General features: G+C 37.9%; 12 protein-coding genes. All 12 read right to left on the reverse strand.

The genetic code is table 11. The annotated features are described in order from the left end of the window. Position 1 precedes the first annotated feature (1 nt). Positions 2-703: a fasciclin domain-containing protein gene (locus tag EZ449_RS07245; protein WP_131557301.1), complete on the reverse strand. Its 702-nt coding sequence runs from the start codon at positions 701-703 to the stop codon at positions 2-4. A gap of 11 nt (positions 704-714) precedes the next feature. Then, a complete protein-coding gene (locus tag EZ449_RS07250; RefSeq protein ID WP_131557302.1) occupies positions 715-2,184 on the reverse strand; it encodes a RagB/SusD family nutrient uptake outer membrane protein in 1,470 nt (489 codons plus the stop codon). Positions 2,185-2,195: 11 nt separating this feature from the next. Beyond that, the gene (locus EZ449_RS07255) at positions 2,196-5,372 is read right to left on the reverse strand and encodes a SusC/RagA family TonB-linked outer membrane protein (RefSeq protein WP_131557303.1); all 3,177 of its coding nucleotides are present in this window, start codon (positions 5,370-5,372) and stop codon (positions 2,196-2,198) included. Between the two features lie 408 nt (positions 5,373-5,780). After that, positions 5,781-7,361: a SusD/RagB family nutrient-binding outer membrane lipoprotein gene (locus tag EZ449_RS07260; protein WP_131557304.1), complete on the reverse strand. Its 1,581-nt coding sequence runs from the start codon at positions 7,359-7,361 to the stop codon at positions 5,781-5,783. Positions 7,362-7,380: 19 nt separating this feature from the next. Then, entirely contained in the window at positions 7,381-10,656 is a 3,276-nt protein-coding gene (locus EZ449_RS07265; RefSeq protein ID WP_225872253.1) for a SusC/RagA family TonB-linked outer membrane protein, read from the reverse strand. 188 nt (positions 10,657-10,844) lie between these two features. Continuing rightward, the gene (locus EZ449_RS07270; RefSeq protein ID WP_131557306.1) at positions 10,845-11,906 is read right to left on the reverse strand and encodes a FecR family protein; all 1,062 of its coding nucleotides are present in this window, start codon (positions 11,904-11,906) and stop codon (positions 10,845-10,847) included. Positions 11,907-12,324: 418 nt separating this feature from the next. Next, positions 12,325-12,879 carry an RNA polymerase sigma factor gene (locus EZ449_RS07275; protein WP_131557307.1) on the reverse strand — a complete coding sequence of 185 codons (555 nt, stop codon included), beginning with the start codon at positions 12,877-12,879 and terminating at the stop codon, positions 12,325-12,327. 129 nt (positions 12,880-13,008) lie between these two features. Continuing rightward, a complete protein-coding gene (locus tag EZ449_RS07280) occupies positions 13,009-14,895 on the reverse strand; it encodes an alpha-amylase family glycosyl hydrolase (RefSeq protein ID WP_131557308.1) in 1,887 nt (628 codons plus the stop codon). A gap of 110 nt (positions 14,896-15,005) precedes the next feature. Continuing rightward, complete coding sequence (locus tag EZ449_RS07285; protein WP_131557309.1) at positions 15,006-16,382, reverse strand: MFS transporter; 1,377 nt, start codon at positions 16,380-16,382, stop codon at positions 15,006-15,008. Positions 16,383-16,512: 130 nt separating this feature from the next. Continuing rightward, complete coding sequence (locus EZ449_RS07290) at positions 16,513-18,195, reverse strand: alpha-amylase family glycosyl hydrolase (RefSeq protein ID WP_225872254.1); 1,683 nt, start codon at positions 18,193-18,195, stop codon at positions 16,513-16,515. A gap of 158 nt (positions 18,196-18,353) precedes the next feature. Next, positions 18,354-20,672 (reverse strand): glycoside hydrolase family 65 protein, encoded by a 2,319-nt coding sequence (locus EZ449_RS07295; RefSeq protein WP_131557311.1) that lies wholly within the window; start codon positions 20,670-20,672, stop codon positions 18,354-18,356. A gap of 120 nt (positions 20,673-20,792) precedes the next feature. Then, positions 20,793-21,473, reverse strand: coding sequence for a beta-phosphoglucomutase (pgmB, locus tag EZ449_RS07300; protein ID WP_131557312.1), 681 nt, complete (start codon positions 21,471-21,473; stop codon positions 20,793-20,795). Between the last annotated feature and the right edge of the window lie 36 nt (positions 21,474-21,509).

The raw sequence follows: 21,509 nt of genomic DNA on the forward strand, positions 1-21,509 counted from the left end.
TTTAGTTATCTTTTATCTTGAAAGTCCAAGGATGAAAATTTTGTAGCACGTGAACAATACCATTTGTAGTTTCGATGCCTGAGGTTTGACATACTGCAGCTCTATCTAATAAAGCTTCATCCCCACTTGGGTCTTGGGTCTTACCATCAACAATGATATCAACCTCTCCTAATACTTTAACAAAATAAACAAGCCTTGCTTCTGTGGTGATAATTCCATCAACTGTAAAGCCTGGAGTTTTAGTATAGGAGATTAAAAAATTCTCTTTAGCGGAAACTACAGGATGGTAAATTTTTCCATTTTCAGTTAATTGTGGATAAGATATCTTGCCTTGAAAAACATAGATCCCTAAAGAATCGCGAAGCATTTTGGGAGTGAAATACTTAAATAATGAATCTAATGTATAGTTGTTGTTTTCATCAATCTCCCTCAATTCGGCTCTTTTAATATTCAAAAAATTATTAATGGAGTAGTTATTTGGAACAAAGAAAGTGACATCACCATTGATCATATCTTTCATCCCAGCCTTATCAATAACCATCAATGTGGTATCAAAAACTTTCTTATTGTGAGATTTTAAGAAATCGTAAGTTGTCATATTAACTTTTGGATTACTTAATCCTCCATCTATAATTCCATTTCCTTTTTTACAACCAAACATGACGATGATGGCCGAAAAAATTAAAAATATATACTTCTTCATATTATGTCTTATTAATATTTGCCTTTCCAAAATTCGGTCTGGTTAATTAAATTATTGTTTTGTAGAATGCTGTTTGCGATTGGCCATCTCCAACCCTTTAATGCTTTTCTGGCATCAGTCATCCAAACAGGACTACGATTCATTCTTACACCGTCGAAGAAATTTTGGCCCTCGCCGGCTAACTCTCTAATTCGCTCATTCATAATTTCTATCTTCAACAAGTTACCTGAAAGTGCAGTAACATCTGTATTGGCCCTTTCTCTAACTACATTAAGCGCAGTTCTAGCCTCAGGATCACGGGTTAGAAAGTTTAGTGCTTCTGCTTTTAACAAATACATGTCAGCCAACCGATAAATGATTAAGTTGCTTTCTATAAATGGCTGATTGGGAGTCTTAAAACCAACGTCGCTATATTTTATTAAAAGATCAACATCTGCACTACTACTATAGCCATAAAAATTTGCCAATCTTGCATCATTATCGTTTGGATAGATAGTGTATAAATAATCATAGTTAACAAAATACAGCGGAATACCCGTTACTGTAGTTAGATAAGGCGAGGTTAGCGTCTTAAAACCTATAGCTTCAGAATAGTTAGGGATAGAAAAGTTCGCCTCATTATTGGAATTACTTGCCGTTATAACAAATATATTTTCCGTTGAGAATGAATTTTTGAAAGCTAATCTAATGTTATCGGCTGTTTCTAGCTTATACGTATCTACTCTACTAATAATAGAATCGGTATATAAAACTGTTTTATCATATTCATGACGCCAAGCACTAACATGAGCAAGTAATGCTAAAGCTGCACCCTTATTAGCCCTTGCTCTACGGTATTGGGCGGTACCCTCAAAAGTTAGCAATGCCGATGCTTTACCAGCATCGCTCTGAACCTGTTTGGTAATTACATCTTCTGGCGATTGGGGCAGATATTTAATTTCTTCTGCAGTGTAGATTGGAACATTCTGTAATGGAACATCTCCCCAAACGCGTGCTAAATAAAAGTAACACAAAGCTCTTAGAAAATATGCTTCTCCGATTACATAATTTTTACCTTTTGTACCATTTGCGAATGATGCATCTGGAATTGATGGTACCTTATCGATAACCAAATTGCAGACATTAATTACCTTATACCAATTTGTCCAGTTGTGTGCTCCTTCTTCTCGATAATAAACTGCTGCCAAATTTCCGCTTAAATAAGGGCCCTGCATATTTGTATCAAATGTTTGAATTTCACCAACTGGCAGATCACCCCAAATAAAGAAAGCATTATCCTTATACAAACTTGTTCTTAAAAGTGCATAAGCTCCACTTATGGCGCCTTGTGCATCCGCTTCTGTTTTCCAAAATTTATCATCGTAAGTTGCATTGTCTAGCTCATTATCTAACGCCTTTTTACAAGATGGAGAGATTAATATGATCAATAGCATCGCGATCATAAATAAACCGCCGTTTGCTTTTATATTTTTTGTTTTCATCCTCTTAATATTTAAAATTCTACCTGCAAACCAAATGTATATTTTTTCGGAATTGGATATCCATCTCCGAAGTCATATCCTTGAGCATTAACCGCTTCTGCATCTATACCCGAGAATTTTTGAAACATCACTAGGTTATCCACCATCGCATAAAGTTTCAAGCGATTAAGACTTAATTTCTTCATCCACAGGTTTTTCTGTGGTGTAAAATCGTAGCCAAGGTTTACATTCTTAATCCTAACATACCAACCTGGCTCAACATAAAATGTTTGTTCAGCTCTAAATACGTATAATCCTGCGAATGGATTTAAGGCAGGAAAAGTTGCATTATCGCCAGCGTTGCGCCAATAATTATACTGTTCGTAATCTCCAATTGATGCTCTGGCTAAATCTTCAGGCTTGCCGTAAAACAATCCGTTTGACAGCCTTTGCGCAAGGGTATTGTTAACAATTGTTCTGCCTAGTGTAAATGTAGTAAAGATTGATAATGAAAAATTTTTATAACGGAAAGCATTATTAATCCCTCCTGTTGCCTTAGGATTTGGATCACCATAGAAAGTTCTATCATCTTCACCATTGTTGTCAGAAATTTTATAATCTCCGCTTATATCACGCCATTTCGGCATTCCTAATAGCAATGTTCCCCATTTTGTAGCACCTACTTGGCCTGTGTATGGATTTACCAATAAATCATTAATCGAGTTGATAACGCCATCGGTAACATACATGCGATACATATTTAATGGCTTTCCTACCACATAAATAGTTGTTCCGTTTGGACCACTACTAATCAAATCCCGATTACCATTTGGTAATGAAGTGACCATATTTCTATTGAATGAAATATTAATGGATGGGCTCCATTGAAATGCGGCTTCAGGCTTAAAAACTCTTCCACTAATCTGAAATTCTAAACCACTGTTCCTCACGCCTGCAGCGTTGCTTAAAGATGTACTATAGCCAGAGGTTTCAGGAACTAGAACTTTTAGCATCTGCCCAGTTGTATTTCTAACATAAGCATCAACTGTTAAGCTCAACCTGCGCTTAAAAAACTCTAAGTCTAAACCGATATTGGTTTGAGCCGATTGTTCCCAAGTTAAATTGTTATTGGTTAGCTTATCGAAATTTGGATAAATTACTGGTACACCGTTATATGTTCCTGCATCAGATGACCCATTATAACTTCCATCGTAACCAGCTTGTCCAAGTGCAAAACTATTATACCGATCATTATCTCCAATACTGGCTTCATCACCACTTAAACCCCAGCTAAACCTTACTTTAGCTAAATCGACCCAGCTTAAGTTTTTCATAAAATTTTCTTCTGTTGCAATCCACGCAGCTGAAAAAGATGGGAATACTGCCCAACGATTATCACGGCCAAATCTAGAAGATGCATCAGCTCTGATATATGAATCGAAAAGGTATTTTTCTTGAAAATCATAGTGCGCACTTCCAAAGAAAGATAATTTAGCGTAAGTGGAGTGATCAGAGTTACCCCCCACATTGCCTTGGGCAACACCTGAGACTACTTTAATATTATCATTTGGCACACCATTTCCGGCTACTCTTAGTGATTGATTATCTCTTTTTTCGAATGCTTGCCCTGCCAAGAAGTTTAAATTATGGTTTTCATTGATAGAAAAATTGTATAAAACTGTATTGGTAATTAAATACTTTAAGCCTTCACTAAAACCAGAGTATGCATAAGCTAATCCGTCAGACTCACTACGGGCCGGACTAAAGAAATCTCTTTTTGATGAACTATAATTAACTGCAGCTTCGGTATTGAAAGATAAGTTCTTAACAATATTGTACGTTAATTTAGTTACCATACTCACATTATTATCGGCATTGCTGTTTCTAACCGATTCGTAGGGCGTCTCAATATCTGCTCGATCTTGATCGGACAGATAAAATAATGAGGAGGGCATACTAATTGGACTAATCTGGAAAGCATTGCGATAGCCTTGCTCACCTGGCCTTACTCTACCAACCATCCGAATTCCTCTACTTAAACGTAATGAGGTTTGCATCTGGAACTTTTCGCTAAAGTTTGCACCCAAATTCGCATTAACGGAATAACGTTCATAACCAGTTGCCTTAATTATTCCCTTTTCATTGTAATGACCTACACCAACTCGGTAATTAAATTTATCACTTCCACCAGAGATGGCAAGATCTTGATTAGATACTGTTCCATTTTGATAGAATAAATCTTGCCAATTGTTATTATTATTAAATGATGGATTTAAACTATCTGTGAGCATAATTGGCTGTCCATTTGCAATTTGGGTAGGATTCCCATAATGATAGATGAGTTCTAATTTACGTCTACGCTCTTCTGCACCAATTACAGTTTCCAAAAAATTTGGCTGCCTTACCACGCCGTAATAGGTATTAAAACTTACTTTTGGAACGCCAGCAACACCTCTTTTGGTTCTAATTAATATAACTCCATTTGCGCCACGCGATCCATAAATTGCTGCGGCAGATGCGTCTTTTAATACATCAATAGACTCTACATCATTTGGATTTAGAGAAGTTAAAAAGTTGGTTCCAGTCTGGCTGAAAGCTTCAACTTCATCATCGGATATTGGTAAACCATCGATTACATATAGAGGATTACTAAACGCCCTATCTCCATCAAATTCTCCAGAAGACATGATTCTTGTGTTTCCCCTAACCATTAAAGATGTGCTTACGCCTGGCTGACCCGTAAAATTTTGAACATTTACGCCTGGCAACTTACCTTGTAAAAGCACATCAACACTGGCAGCTGGCAAATTTTCGATATCCTTACTGGTTACTGTAGCTAATGCAGCAGTAGAGTTTTTTCTCTTCACTGCTTGATAACCTACCACCACAACATCGGTCAATGATTTTGCATCAGAAACTAGTGAAACATTAATTTCACTCTTCCCAGAAACAGCTACTTCCTTGGCCTTGTAGCCAACATAGGAGAAAATTAACACTGCATCGCTTGTAGCTGCAATGCTAAATCTACCTTTATCATCGGTACTTGTTGCTGTGGCGGCGCCTTTAACCTTTACCGAAACGCCCGGCAAGGTTAAGCCGTCATCAGATCCCCTGACAACTCCGGTGATTTTTAACTGCGCTGTTACGGACGCAACAACGAGTAGAAAAACGGCGAGCAAGCCGATTTTTCGGGTGTAAAATTTGATCATAGAAAATTTATTTAGTTGTGATTAGTTTCCTTTTCCGTTTTGCCTACAAAAAAAGTAAGCGACAAAAATTCTTAGGGATATCGAATCTGTTTGTCATCTAAAGGTAAGGGCAAACATTTAACATATTTTAACTAAACAATGCGCAAACGTTTGATTAGGCTGAATATAAAAAAGCCATCCAGAAGCCTCAAATAACACATTAACAATGTATTATGAGCTTATATAAAGTCAAAAAATAGAGATTCCTTTTCAATCAAAAACATATTGCTAGACAGTGTCAAAATCGTGATAAATTACAGCACAAACGTTTGATTAATGAGTTTTCTAAAATCGAAAAACACCTCAATAAAAAAAGCCGATATCGAAAATATTCGATACCGGCTTGTAAAAAAAATCGAGACTATTTAATTATTTATCCCACCAAACCTTACCTACGAGTTTATCTCCGCCAGGAACGGACGAAGAAGCTGCCTTATAATTCGCAGCATTGGTAACATTTTCTCCAAGTGGATATGGGAAACGGCGAGGAATTGAACCGCCAGTATTTGTATTTGGATACACAATAGGAACCAAAGCTGGAATTCCTGTTCTTCTCCAATTCGACCAAGCCTCATAAAAATCGAGCATGGTAATGGTATGTGCCCAATATTGTGTAGCGATCATATCCAATCCATTAGCGGCAACATAAGGATGAGCTGTTAAGTAAGTATTTGCATCGCTAGCGGTTAAGGCCATTGTAGCATCGTATTGAGAAAGAAAAGTCATGGCTGAGGTAACGCCAGCATTATAATGTGTAGCAGCTGAACCGCCAATACTATAACGCTGTGCCGCTTCTGCCCAAAGCAATTCGGTTTCTGCATAAGTTAAAATAAATGTACTTCCATTGCGTTTCAGCATACCCGGATTTGGTGAAGAATAATCCGTAAAATCGGTGTAAGAAGCATCCTGACGAACATCTCTACCAGCAATACCACTTAAATCCTTACCGTTTGGCATTCCTTTTTGAACAGCAGCGGAAGTTATAAATGCAGGATTTTGATCTTTTGTAAGATCAGTTAAATACAATTTAGTTACCGCAACCTTACTTAAACGTGGATCGTTATTCGTTTTTAAAAAGTTGATGAAAGTGCTGCTCCATCTGGTATAATAATTCTCCTGACCACCATCTCCTAGTAAAACCTGTGCATTTCTATTTTGCGTTACACGGCCACCATTAGCATCGTGCTTAAAGATCGCATTGTCGCCATCGCCAGTCATGGTTTTACCAACTGCCTTGTTAATATAGGTTTGTGCCAAGGCTGCATCGGCTTTTGTTAGGCGCATTGCCATACGCAACATTAAACTACTTGCAAAACGCTTCCATTTAGCAACATCGCCTCCATATACCAGGTCGCCAGTTACTGCATCTCCACCTGCATTTAAAGCATTTCCAGCTTCATCTACCTCTTTCAAAAGATCGGCATAAATGGCCTGTTGCGCATCATACTTCGGATATAAGTTGGCGGTATAGTAACCTTTTCCGGCATCGAAATAAGGAACATCGCCATACAAATCAGTTAACCTTTCAAAAATTAAGGCTTTCCAAATTCTGCCCATTTGATAAACGTTATTGTATTGTGGTTTCCCTTTGGTAAATTCTACCAAATCGGCAGCATATTTTACCTGATCTGGATAAGCCTTTTCCCAATAAGCAGCAGTGTAACCCTCATTTAGCATGTATTTGTCTCCAGCCCAATAACCAATTACTGATGACATTCCCTGCATCATCGTTGCGGCATAAATTAAATTCCCCCTCCAGGTTTCGTAAGCAAAATCGATGCTTCCGGTGTAATTTAATTGTGCTGTTGATAAGAGATAATTGGGATTATATTGTTCTTGCCCAACCGAAACGGGATCGGTATTTATTTTTTCGAAGTCTTTAGTACAACTGGTTATCAGTGCTAACCCAGATAATAAAAGTGGTACGTATAATTTTATGATCGTTTTCATTTTCAATTCGTTTAAAGGATTATAACTTAACACTTAAATTTAAACCATAAGTACGCACAGGAGGCACGCCGCCTAACTCCATTCCAGGAATGGTTGCGTTGTAGCTAGATTCCGGATCGATGTTATCGGTTTTCTTCATGATAATAAATAAGTTACGCCCAACGAAACTTAAGTTTAAGCCCTTAATCTTGTTATTGAACATTTTTGCTGGGAAATTATAGCCCAAAATCACCTGCCTGAACTTGATAAAGCTTGCATCTTGTACAAATTGTTTCGAGACATTATTGGCATAAGTGCTGTAATAATTCGCGGCATTATTTCCGAGTGCATCACGATTTTCGAGCGTAGCTTGATGCAAACCAAATACATAACCATAATAATCAGTAGCTGAAAAAATCTTTCCTCCCCATTTCCCATCAATCAAAAATGATAAATTAACGCCTTTGTAGCTGAATTCGTTGTTCCAACCAGCAGACCATTTATTGTAGGCCGAACCGTACGGTTTTAACTCACCTCTTTGCGGAACCCCATTGGTATCTTTTACGATATTACCACTGGCATCATAAAGGGCATCATAAGCCATAACTTGCGCTCCAGCCAAACCAGCAACGTTTTGTAAGAAACCTACTCCGCTTCTGGATGTTGCCAATAACTGTGATGCTGCTCCAGGAGCTAAAGTGATTACCTTGTTATCGTTATAAGAACCGTTTAAACTCGATGTCCAATTGAAATCTTTATTTTTAAGAACTACCCCTGAAATCAAGGCCTCAACTCCCTTGTTTTGAAGCTCTCCAATATTTAAGGTTGCGCCACTATATCCTGTGGTTGTAGAGGTTGGCACATCAAGAATTTCATCTGTCGATTTTTTGTTATACCAAGTTACGTCTAAGTTTAATCGATCGCCAAAAAAACGCAACTCAGTTCCAATCTCTAATTCCTTAGCTTTTGAGGCAAATAAGCTTGCATTCGGAATCGATGGGTTAACGATATTTCCAATCGGCGTTCCGTTTATGGTTTCACTTCTTAAGTTATAATACAATTGCGTTTTAAAAGGTAATGCACCCTGACCAACAACAGCATAACCAGCCCTTAACTTACCAAAGCTTAAAAAAGATGGTTTCCACAATTCGGAAAACACAAATGAGCCACTTACTGCAGGATAAAATACGCTAAGCTTATTATCTTTCCCCGGGGTTGCCAAGGTTGAGAACCAATCGCTCCTACCACTTCCGGTTAAATAGAATATATCTTTGTAAGTGAATTCTAAGGTACCATACACAGATTGTGTTTCTTGGTCGCTTTGAACAACACCGACCGATTTACCGCCCGTATTGGTTAGCGTATAAATCCCAGGGATTTGAAATGAAGCACCTTGATTTGTAGTTTGTGCCGACTTAGTTCTGCGATAGCTGGCACCAATATTTGGCGTGATAGAGATATCATCAATTTTAAAGCTTTTACCAATTAATCCATCCACATTTACATCAGAAAAAGTAGTAAGTTGCTCTGTGAAACCCCCATCTGGATCGTATCCAGTTCCTGAAGGAGTTACACCAAGATAATTTTCAGTATAAGCATCTCTACCAGCTCTAGCTTGCAAAAATAAACCGTTATCAAAAGTATATTTTGCATTGGCAGAACTTAATAAACGTTCCTTTTTGGTGTTGTGAATAAACTCGTACGCGGCAAACCATGGATTAGTAGCATAAGGATTGCCAGTATTGTATAACACCTCATTTCCCTTGCCATCTTTCCAAGGATCTAGATCTTTTATATTGATACTTGTTGGCAAAAATGCAGCGTTGTAATTGGCATTACCAGCGCCATCAGAAACCATCGGACGATTTTTAGCCTGCTCCAAAATATAATTAAATCGAGCATCAATCACCAGTCTTTTAATCGGGTCGAATGTGCTTGCCAAGGTAAAATTCTGCCTGTTTAAACCTGAATTAGGCACAACAGAATTATTATGCAAATCGCTACCAGAAACACGGATTACACCTCCGGTAAAAGTTTTATTTAAGGCCAATGTATTCGTAAAGGTATTTCCAGTTTTATAGAAATCCTCGATATTGTTTTCTTGTGCAGTGTAAGGTCTGCTTACTCCATCAAATTGGATTACATTCGATCCATCTAAACGGGCGCCCCAACTCGAACCACCCGTAGAGGCCGCTGCTAATTGCGTTGTTGGTTTTTGTCCGTTTACGCCCTGACCATAAACATATTGCCAGTTGGTACGATCCATTACCTGTTCTCCAACATAATTACTATTAAATTCTATGCTATTACCTTTGCCGCTTTTTGTGGTGATTAAAATAACCCCAGATTTAGCACGATAACCATATAAAGCCGCTGCAGCCGCTCCTTTAAGTACAGAGATGCTTTCAATATCATCAGGATTTAGGTTACTGATTGCATCACCTCGATCGGGTGAATTATCATATTGTCCGCCAGAGTTACCAACTGAATTGGTATTGAAACGACCAACAGGTTCGCTTTCCATCGGAATACCGTTAATCACATATAAAGGCTGACTACTTTGGCCCAAACTAGAAACGCCACGAATTACGACGCTTGTTGCGGCCCCTGCACCTCCAGATGTGGAACTTACATCTAAACCAGCAACCTTGCCAACCAACGAATTTAATACATTATTTTCTCTCGCTTGAGTTAGTGTTTCTCCAGCCACTTGCGTTACCGAATAACCTAATGCTCTTCTTTCTTTTTTGATACCTAAGGCAGTAACGACAACCTCAGTAAGTTGTTTGGTGTCTTCTGCCAATACAACCTCAATTGTAGTTTGAATACCGATCGAAATTTCCTTTGTCTGAAAACCTGCGTAAGAAATTACCAAAACTGCATTTTCAGGTGCGTTTAAGGCAAATTTTCCATTAATATCTGTCGATGTGCCGATACCCGTTCCTTTAACACGAACACTAGCACCAGGCAAAGCACCTCCAAGTGCATCTTTAACCGTACCCGAAATCGGAACTTCTTTATTGCGACTAATCACAATTAAACCACCATCAGAAATAGTGTATTTCAAGTTTGTTCTATTCAGTATGGCCGCCAAAACATCGGTTACCAAAGTATTGGTAACGGTGATGCTTACATCCTTATTTACTGGAACATACGAAGAGCTGTAAACAAAATGGTAACTGCTTTGCTGCTCAATAATCTGTAAAACCTTGCCCAGTTTTGTTTTCTTTACATCGAGAGAAATTTTTTCCTGAGAAAAAACCGATGCAGAAACATTAAGGCAAGTAATGAAAACCATAATACAGGCCAATTTCATTAGCATAATGAATTTTAAAAGCCTCCGGTATTTCGGATGCCCTTGCAGTAAGTAATAATAAATCATATTTTTGTTTTTTTTGGTTGCATAAGTTCTTGGCAGCAATCTGTTTGCGCATAAACTGCCATTAATTAATCAAAGAAGAAAACTGTTAAGGGCGGTGCTCCAACACCGTCCTTTTTTTGTTCCTACTTTGAGATGATCACTTGGTTTCCTTTTATCTCATATTTGAAATTTTCTACTTTTTGTAATGCCGATAAAGCTTGGTCTATGGTTTCATTACTGAAAGTTGCCGTAAAACGATACTTTTCTAATTCTGGATGGGTAAACTTAATTTCTACATTATACCATTTCTCCAAAATGTTCTTAATCTCATCAAAATCCTGATCGTAAATCTCTATCCGGTTTTTGGTCCAAGCGGTTTCTACAATCGTACTATCTTTTATTAAGGTATAATGGTTTATTGTAATTTCTGGTCGTGATAACGATGGCTTAACGAGCTTTGCTTTCTGTGGAGTTACCGTATTTTTATAAAACGTAACTTTCTGACTAGGCCTCAAAGTAATGGTTCCGCCGTTGCCATTTGTAGCTTCCATGGTAATTAAACCACGGATTAATGTGGCTTCAGAAGTTACTTCATCTGGATATGCCTTTACGTTAAAAGCCGTTCCTAAAACGTTGATATTAAAATCTTCCGTATGAACCTTAAAGGGCACATCCTTGCAGTGAACCACATCAAAAAAAGCCTCGCCTGTTAAATTAACTTCACGTGTCTTTTTATTAAATCCTTTTATAATTGATAATGAGCTCTTAGCATTCAAGAGCACAACTGTTCCATCTGATAAATGAATTTTCTTACGCTCACCACCTTTTGTTGCCCATGTAAATACTTCTTGAGTAGATTCACTTTGCTTGAAATTATTATAGCTTACGTATAAAAGTGCCGCCCCAACCATTACTATAATTGCCGCAGCAATTTTCAGCCAAAGAAAGCGGTTCATTCTGATCACCTTTTCTTCTGGAAACATGCTTTTTTTAAAAGCTTCCAATTGTTTGTTTTGTTGGCGTTTGTTTCCACTTAAAATCGCATATAATTTTTTCGCTTCTGTAATCACTTCAGCCTGCTCAGGATGGGCATTATTGTACTTATCCCAATATTCAACGCAAAGCTTATCGGTTCCGGCACAATATTGCTGGAATGTACTATCGACAAGAAAATCTTCTGCATTGAATTTACTTCTATCAACCATTATAATTCACCTTTTATATATCAGTGCCCAAAAGCTTTACTTTTTCCTAAGGATATTTTAACTTTTTTTTAACATGACGGAATATGTGGGTTGGCGATGGCAAGAAATAGGAAATTTAATTTTTAGGATTCTAAGTTTAACGATCCAACTTGCGAAGTCTCAAAGGCCAAAAGCCAGGAAAGACTTCGAAAGTTTAGTCGCAGAATCTTCTTAAAGACTTAAGAAGTTTGCCCATTTCATAACCCACCTAAACTTCGTGAGTCGAAAAATCCAACTTCCGAAGTCTCAAAGAACAGAAGCGAGGAAAGACTTCGAAAGTTTAGTTGTAGAATCTTTATTAAAGATGACGAAGTTTAATCTTTCTTGAAGACTGACGAAGTTCCCCATTTCACATCCCACCTAAACTTCGTAAGTCGGATTACGCATTAAACTCTTTCCTTAAGATTTTTAGCGCATCGTAAATGGTGTTGTAAGCAGTCTTTATGCTTTGATTGCTTTGTTCGGCAATTTGCTCATAACTCAATCCATCAAAAAACTTTAAATGAATGAGTTGTTTTTGGCGGAAAGTAAGTTTTTCTAATGCATTTTTGAGTTGATATTTTACCAATTCATCGCTTTGCACTTTTACAATAAACTCTTCATAACTCATTTCCATCCAATCGCCATCCGCTCCTGCATTAAAAAGGGCGTCGTTGATTTTACGCTTTCGTTCTAATATTCGAAGTAATTTACGTTTCAGAAAAGTGCGGAGATAGGCTTCAACATTATCCACCCGAGTTAAGGTTTCATGTTTATCCCAAATGGTGGTAAAAACGAGATCGGTAGCTTCGCTAGAAGTATCTGCATCGGCACAAACACGAATACCGAAGTTAACCAATGGATAATATAATTCTTTGTAGAGATCAAAAAAAGCATCTTTATCGCCAACACGTAGTCGTTCCCATAATAAGTGATGCGATAGTTTGTGGTTCATTAGGGTGATTAGTTGTTAAAGCAATATTAACTAAAAACCATAAGATTATTACAAAGAAAGCCGCAGATCCGCAGATTTTATTTTTATGTAAAACCTGTGAACTTGCGGCTCAGAAATGAATATCTAACTTTACTTTAAGGCAGTTTTGCTGTAAATGTGGTATTCGCCCGGTGCTAAAGTTTTTGTATAAGAATTGGTAGTTAGACTGATGCTCGATCCAACGGCATCCAACCAAGTTCCAGATGCTCCGAAATCGATGTTTGCTGCCTGATTTACCACATCGAAATTACCAATAACCACAACTGCGTTTGCGCCCTCAGTAAGTTTGATATATTTAATCCCACCAGCTAAATTATAAGTAGAATTGGTAGAATTGAAAATGCTATTATTTTTTTTCAAACGGATAAATTTAGCGTAAGCATCATACAAAGCCTTGCGATTCGGATCTGAGTAATAATCCCATTTAATTGGTTTTTCTCCAGTTCTATCGTTGTTATAATTAATGCTATAATCGTAACCCAACTCTCCAAATTGCCAAACCATTTTCGGTCCGGGAATGGCAAATAAAAATGCTGCAGCCAATTCCTCACGCTTTAAAGATGTAGCCAAGTTTCCTTTAATTACATAACTGCCCGATGTATTTCCATAAGTGATGTTCTTAAAATTTAAGCGTTCTTCATCATGACTCTCGCCATAAGTAACCAAGTTTTCTGATTTTGCAAAGCCGTGATTACCGTAGAATCCCCACTGAAAATTAGAATTATCCAACCAACCCATTGTAGCCTCATTCATATTGTAATTGAGGTTATTCCAAAGCACCATGCCATCATCAGCCAAAACTTTTTCTTCTGATTCCTCTGCAAAATGCTCCAAAATCACATAGAAATTATTGGCATCCAAACTTTTGATATAACTGTTATAATCTTTCCAGGTAGCCACACGACCCGCATCATAAAGCCTAAATTGCGAATCATCTGTAGAAGCTTTCTGAGTAAATCCTTTGGATAAATCAAAACGGAAACCATCAATTTTATACTGTTGCATCCAGAATTTAATTACATCTTTTGAGAATTTTTTCGTAGCTGCACTTTCATGGTTAAAATCGTAGCCCACATTAAAAGGATGTTTTGGATCTACATTAAACCAAGGACTATTTGCCGTAGGTTTAGAACCGTCAAAATACATTTGAACCATTGGCGATTGCCCAAATGAGTGGTTGAGCACCATATCCAAAATTACGGCAATTCCTTTTCCGTGGCATTCATCTATAAAATTTTGAAGTGCGGTTTTTGTTCCGTAATATTTATCTGGTGCAAAGTAAAACGATGGATTATAGCCCCAACTCAAATTCCCCTCAAACTCATTTACCGGCATTAATTCGATGGCATTTATTCCCAATCCAGTTAAATAATCCAATTTCGCCAATGTAGAGGCGTAACTATGTTCGGTAGTAAAATCGCGAATCAGCAATTCGTAAACAACTAAATTGTTTTTTTCAGGTCGATTGAAACTTGTGTTTTTCCAAGTATATGTTGGTTGGTTTGCTTGCATAACACTCACAATACCAGTTGTTTTTCCCGTAGGATAAGCTTTTAAATTTGGATAAACCGTTGCCGAAATGTATTTATCGTTATCTGGATCTAGAATTTTTTCGCAATAGGGATCGGCAACTTTTAATTTTCCATCAACATAAAATTGATAGGCATATTCCGTATTTGGATTTAGGTTATCCATTTGTATCCAACAAGTATTTCCGTCAGATGCTTTCTTCATTATGGAAGCCGATGTTGACCAATCATTGAATTCCCCTATCAGTGAAACCGATGTTTTTCCAGGCGCATAAAGCGTTACAATGGCTGATGTTCCATTATTGATGAAAGTGACGCCATCCTTTGCACCTGCTGGCAAATCTGCTGAGGGTATCACAGGAACAACTTCAGGAGTTTCGCTTGATGCTTTTTTACAAGCCGTATTAAAAGCTGTAACTAACAGCAATAAGTAAAATATTTTTTTCATTTGGTTAGATTTAGAGTCGTCATTGCGAGGCACGAAGCAATCTTAAAGCGCTCGCTGGGCTACCTATAGTAATAAGATTGCTTCGTGCCTCGCAATGACGAGTAGTCTATTTATATCGCTCTATTTTCTTCTATTCCAAGTTCAGCGGCTAAAACGTCGTCTACTTTTTTTGGTTCTTTTATGAATAAATAACAGATTATTGCTGCCAAAATCATTAATCCACCACCCAGCTGAACAGCTAAAAGTCTATCGTTATTAAGCACATTGCGCATTAACCATCCAAAACCAAGTGAAGCAATAATCTCTGGCAATACAATGAAGAAATTGAAAATCCCCATATAAATACCGATTTTATCTTTGGGTAACGAACCGCTTAACATGGCGTAAGGCATCGAAAGAATACTTGCCCAAGCCACTCCAACACCCGTCATACACAAATACAGCATGTTTTTATCATGTACCCAAGCCACACTGATTAACCCGATTGCCCCGCAAAGTAAACATAAGGCATGAGTGGTTTTACGACCTAAAGCATCAGCGATTTTTGGTAAAACCAACGCAAACAGGAAAGTAATTACACTATAATAAGCTAGCGTTAAACTACCGAAATCGGCACCGTGAGCGTAAACTGGATCGGCTGCATCTTTACCGCCAAAAACATTAACCGCCACTGCTGTGGTGTAATAAAACCACATCAAGAACAAACCTGGCCAAGTGAAAAACTGAACCAAAGAAACGATTTGCATCCGTTTTGGCATGTTTCTCAATGCGTGGAAAATCTCTTTTGCTCCACCACCAAAACCTTTATTGCTTTCGCGAACTTTTTCTTTAAAATCAACATCTTGTGGGGGATATTCCTTGGTAGTAAAAACTGTCCATAGTACCGCCGCAAAGAAGAAAAACGCACCGATATAAAATGAAACTTTTACGTTATCGGGAATATTACCTTGTGCTGCAGTATTTTGCAAATGGAATACATTGTTCATTAACCAGGGCAATGCCGAGGCAACACTTCCACCTAAACCAATCATCATACTTTGCATAATGAAACCACGGTTAACTTGGCTATCGGGTAATTTATCAGTAACAAAAGCACGGAAAGGTTCCATTGCGATATTTCCAAAAACATCTAAAACCCAAAGTAGTCCAGCAGCCATCCAAAGGGCACTACTGTGTGGCATAAAAATTAAGGCAATACTGCTCACAATGGCACCGACCATAAAATAAGGTCTTCTTCTTCCCCATTTCGGATGCCAAGTTCTGTCGCTCATATAACCGATAATCGGCTGAACCAATAGACCAGTCAGCGGTGCTGCCAAAAACAATAAGGGAACCTGATCAGGATTGGCGCCAAGGTTTTCGTAAATACGCCCCATGTTGGCACGTTGTAAATCCCAACCGAACTGGATTCCGAAAAACCCGACACTCATATTGATAATTTGTGCAAGCGTTAATTTCGGGTTCTCGAATATTGTTTTTAAGCTCATTATATTTGGTTTAGTTTAGTTTAACCGCAAAGAGCGCTAAGTGAATAACGCAAAGGGTGCAAAGCTGGGCATATATGCTTTGTGTTCTTAGCGATAATCTTTGCGTTCTTTGCGGTTAATTCTCGTTATTCTAAAATTCTATCACTTGTGCCGATACCGGTGCAAGTTTTACAGGAATGCTCGTTCCTACGGGTATATTTAATTTTTTATCAGTTAACAAATCCGTAACCGGAGATGAGTTTTTAACTTTTAAAATGCTATCAGGAATTTCGAAGTTCGCTTCTAATGTTTGCGTTCTATCGAAATTAGCGACTACCAATAAACGTTGCTTACCAGAATAACGAATAAAAGCATACATGCGGTTATTCATATTTCCAGCTTGTGGAACATCATAAATTTCGCCGTTTACAACTGCATCGCTTGTTGAAGTAACTTTTAACAACTGTTTGTAGTAAGCTCTTAAACTTTGCTGTGCAGCATTTAGTTTATGACCATCAAATAATCCTCCATTCATCCATTTCTGGTGATTGGGAACGCCCCAATAATCAAAAATTGTGGTTCGGTTGTCATCACCTCCGAAGCCTTCGGCACCTTTTCCTGATTCGCCAACCTCTTGTCCGAAGTAAAGCATTACCGGACCCGAGCCTAAAGTTGCCGAAACCACCATTGCAGGTAAAGCCAATTCAGCTTTTTCTGCAAAGCCTACCGATGCAATACGTTCTTCATCATGATTTTCTAAAAAGCGCAACATGTGTTTGCCAAAACCGGCGCTTTCTACCTGCCACACATGACGAATATCCTTTACATCTGCAGATGGTTCGTTTCTAATCAATTTTTTCAGACCATCATAAAGTCCAACTTTATCGTATAAATAATCGAATTTACCCTCTTCCAAATATTGCTTGTAAACCTGTGGATTGTAAGCTTCTCCCAGAAAAATCAAATCAGGATTCTCTTTTTTTACCTGCGGAATAACCCAGTTCCAGAAAGCAATCGGCACCATTTCGGCCATATCACAGCGGAAACCATCAACGCCTTTTTTTGTCCAATAGATTAAAATATCACGCATTTTGGTCCAAACAGGTGGAATAGGTTCAAAATATTGTTTTTCTCCATTTTGATAATCCACTCCATAATTTAGTTTGATTGTTTCAAACCAATCATCGTATTTTGGCTGCGCAACAAATGCATTATTCCCTGTTGCCTTTGCAGGATTTTCATCAAACTTGCCATCTTGCAACGCAGAAATTGGTGTTTGCTTGGGTTCATGTTGGGGCACTAAAAACTTTTGACCAGGAATATAATAGAAATCGTTTTGCGCACTGAAACCTTTGGTTACATCATCCTTCGCACCAAAATCTATAATATTTTTTGGTTTGGCATAAGAATGATAACTTCTGGCAACGTGATTCGGAACAAAATCAATAATTACTTTTAAATTTTTTGAATGCGTTCTTTTCACCAAAGCCTCAAACTCTTTCATCCTGTTTTTAACATCGACCGCCAAATCAGGATTTACATCGTAATAATCGCGAATAGCATAAGGCGAACCCGCTCTGCCTTTAACCACATCGGCATCATCAACCTTAATTCCATAAGCAGAATAATCGGTTAAACTGGCGTGAGCAATGGCGCCAGTGTACCAAACGTAATTTACATGAAGCTCTTTAATGCCATCTAAGGCCTTATCTGTAATATCATTAAACTTCCCAGAACCATTTTGTTCAATGGTGCCATAAGGGATGTTCGTTGTGTTTTTATTTCCGAATAAACGGGGCAATAACTGATATATAACGATTTGTTTATCGTTCATATTTTTACTCTTTTTTTGTGCAAAGGATGATTGTGAAATTAGTAAAAGGAAAAATGCTATCACTGAAATCATTGGAGTGAGATTGCTTCGTCGTTCCTCCTCGCAATGACGACTTATTGAGTAGTTGCCGTCTTCCATTTTACGTTTTACCTCTACAATCATACCAACTCCGCGTTATTTACTTCAATTTCTGCGTTCCCTGCTAATTTATAAAGTTGGTTTTTGATTCCGATTTCTAAATCAACCGCGTTGTTGTTTTTGATATTGATTCCCTTTTCAGTGATGTTAATTTTCAACGTTGCACCTCTGAAACCAATGGTAAACGAGAACGATTTCCATTTTTCAGGTAAGAATGGATTGAATTGCAATTTTCCATCGCGAACACGCATACCTGCGAAACCCTCTACCACGCTCATCCAAGTTCCGGCCATAGAAGTGATGTGTAAACCATCTTCCGTGTCGTTGTTGTAATCGTCTAAATCTAAACGGGCAGTACGTAAATAGAATTCGTAAGCACGGGCTTCATCATTTAATTTAGCAGCTAAAATACTGTGTACGCAAGGCGATAAAGAACTTTCGTGAACGGTACGCGGCTCATAAAAATCGAAGTTTCTTCTGATCGTTTCCAAATCGTAATCTTCTTCGAAGAAATACAATCCTTGCAAAACATCTGCCTGTTTAATAAACGGCGAACGCAAAATTCTATCCCAACTCCATTTTTGGTTAATTGGTCTATCGCTTGCCGGTAAATCTTTTACTAAAGTTTGTTCCTTATCTAAATAACCATCTTGTTGTAAGAAAATTCCTTTTTCCTGATCTTCAGGATAGTACATTTTCTCAATGATATCTGCCCAATCAGCAAATTCTTTATCATCGAAATTTAAGCTATTTAATAAGCTTGTATATTTTTCCGGTTGTTGCGTTTTTACAATTTCAGCAGCTTCAGTTGCATATTTCATGCACCAGGTTGCCAATAGATTGGTGTACCAGTTATTATTTACATTATTTTCGTATTCATTCGGACCGGTTACGCCAAGCATTACATATTTTTGTTTTTCACCGCTCCAGTTTACACGTTGTTTCCAGAAACGGGCAATGCCGATTAAAACTTCCAAACCGAAATCTGATAAATAACTTTCATCACCTGTGTAGCGGATGTAATTGTAAATTGCGAAAGCGATAGCGCCGTTACGGTGGATTTCCTCAAAAGTAATTTCCCACTCATTGTGGCATTCTTCGCCATTCATGGTTACCATCGGATACAATGCGGCGCCATCTTTAAAACCTAATTTCGCCGCATTTTCAATCGCTTTACCCAATTGCTTGTGGCGATAAACTAATAAGTTTTTGCTTACTTCCTGTGGCGCAGTTGCCAAATAGAATGGCACACAGTAAGCTTCTGTATCCCAATAAGTAGAACCACCGTATTTCTCGCCTGTAAAGCCTTTCGGACCGATGTTTAGCCTGTCGTCTTTACCTGTATAAGTCTGGAATAATTGAAAAATGTTGAAACGGATGGCCTGCTGAGCAGAAACATCGCCCTCAATAATGATATCGCTTTCTTCCCACTTAGTTGCCCAGGCTTTAGTTTGCTCTTGGTATAAAGTATCGAAACCTTTTGCAGTAGCTTTTGCAATAACTGCTTTTGTTTCTTTTAAAAGTGATTCTTTAGGATAATTTTCTGAAGATAAATTTGCAGCGATTTTAATCAAAGTGATTTCTTCGTTTAATTTTATATCAACTGAAAAAGTTTGTCCGACGAATTTCTCTTTACGAACAGCTTCAGGATTGATAGTTACTTTCTCTGAATCTTTATACAATTCGATGTTACTTCCTGTGCAAACTTCAAATTCAGTTTTTTTCGTTCTTAGTTTGATGTAAGCCTCCGTTCCGCTGATTTCATCAGAAACCATATCCCAGAATTTTTCATCGTAATTGCTATCTTGGTTTTTAATATCACCATCAATGAACGGCATCAACGTAATTTTACCATCGAAGTTTAAAGGTGTAATGCTGTAACGGATTGCACCAACTTCATCATCAGCTATGCTGCAAAAACGTGTTGCTTTAACTTTTACCGTTTTACCACTTTTCAGTTTTGCAGTAAATGTACGTTCCAAAATACCCGCATGCATATCCAAAACACGTTTGAAATCGCTTACTTCAGCTGTTGCCAAATCTAAAACTTCACCATCCAATTTTACTTCGATGCCCACCCAGTTTGCAGCATTTAAAACCTTAGCAAAATATTCCGGATAGCCATTTTTCCACCAACCCACGCGGGTTTTATCCGGATAATAAACACCGGCAACATAATTTCCTAAAAGGGTTTCGCCTGAGTAAGTTTCTTCAAAGTTGGCACGTTGCCCCATACGGCCGTTTCCCAAGCTGAAAATACTTTCCGAAATTTTATTTAAGTGTGGATCAAAGCCTTCTTCGATAATGTTCCACTCATCTGCTTTAATGTAATTCTTCATCTTTTATGCTTTCGTCATTGCGAGGCACGAAGCAATCTCCTTTCAGAGCGTTCATCCTCACAATTATATTGAATTCTTTATTAGATTGCTTCGTGCCTCGCAATGACGGCCTTGGTAAACCTACAATTCCTCTAAATCCTTAACTGTTAATTTATCTAATCCGCTTACCACCACATCTGCTTCGGTAAGTACACTTTTTGTGCCGATACCAATCGCTTTCATTCCACCACGTTTTGCGGCTTCAACGCCTGCAACTGCATCTTCAAAAACTACACATTCATCAGGTTTGAAACCTAAAAGTTCAGCACCTTTCAAGAAAACCTCAGGATCTGGCTTTGACTTCGTAACCATATTTCCATCTACTATCTCATCGAAAAAATGAGCAAGATTTGTTTTTTCTAAAATGATTCCAGAATTTTTACTTGCCGAACCTAAGGCCAGTTTATAACCTGCTTTATGAATCGCCGTTAAAAAATCAACTGTACCAGATAAAACTTCAGCAGGAGTCATTTTGGTAATCATATCTACATACCAGCTGTTTTTTAAGGTGGCTAATTCTTCTTTTTCAGCATCTGTTTTTTCTACACCGCCCCAAGCCAAAATTTTATTTAAGCTTTCTACACGGCTTACGCCTTTCAATTGCTCATTCTGTTCTTCAGTAAAATCGAATCCCATGGTATTGGCCAAACGTTTCCAAGCTTGATAATGGTAAACTGCTGTATCTACCAGTACACCATCCAAATCAAAGAGACAGGCTTTAATTTGAGATGTTGCAGGTAGTATATTTGATATTTCTTGCATGTGTATTTATAATATCCGTTGGCTAAAGCCGAACGG

Source organism: Pedobacter frigidisoli, assembly GCF_004331675.1.
GTDB classification, from domain to species: Bacteria; Bacteroidota; Bacteroidia; order Sphingobacteriales; family Sphingobacteriaceae; genus Pedobacter; species Pedobacter frigidisoli.

Coding starts and splice junctions, on each gene's coding strand:
- EZ449_RS07270 (WP_131557306.1), bottom strand. CDS start 11,906: ATGGTTGATAGAAGTAAATTCAATGCAGAAGATTTTCTTGTCGATAGT.
- EZ449_RS07255 (WP_131557303.1), bottom strand. CDS start 5,372: ATGATCAAATTTTACACCCGAAAAATCGGCTTGCTCGCCGTTTTTCTA.
- pgmB (WP_131557312.1), bottom strand. CDS start 21,473: ATGCAAGAAATATCAAATATACTACCTGCAACATCTCAAATTAAAGCC.
- EZ449_RS07260 (WP_131557304.1), bottom strand. CDS start 7,361: ATGAAAACGATCATAAAATTATACGTACCACTTTTATTATCTGGGTTA.
- EZ449_RS07245 (WP_131557301.1), bottom strand. CDS start 703: ATGAAGAAGTATATATTTTTAATTTTTTCGGCCATCATCGTCATGTTT.
- EZ449_RS07285 (WP_131557309.1), bottom strand. CDS start 16,382: ATGAGCTTAAAAACAATATTCGAGAACCCGAAATTAACGCTTGCACAA.
- EZ449_RS07275 (WP_131557307.1), bottom strand. CDS start 12,879: ATGAACCACAAACTATCGCATCACTTATTATGGGAACGACTACGTGTT.
- EZ449_RS07280 (WP_131557308.1), bottom strand. CDS start 14,895: ATGAAAAAAATATTTTACTTATTGCTGTTAGTTACAGCTTTTAATACG.
- EZ449_RS07250 (WP_131557302.1), bottom strand. CDS start 2,184: ATGAAAACAAAAAATATAAAAGCAAACGGCGGTTTATTTATGATCGCG.
- EZ449_RS07295 (WP_131557311.1), bottom strand. CDS start 20,672: ATGAAGAATTACATTAAAGCAGATGAGTGGAACATTATCGAAGAAGGC.
- EZ449_RS07265 (WP_225872253.1), bottom strand. CDS start 10,656: ATGAAATTGGCCTGTATTATGGTTTTCATTACTTGCCTTAATGTTTCT.
- EZ449_RS07290 (WP_225872254.1), bottom strand. CDS start 18,195: ATGAACGATAAACAAATCGTTATATATCAGTTATTGCCCCGTTTATTC.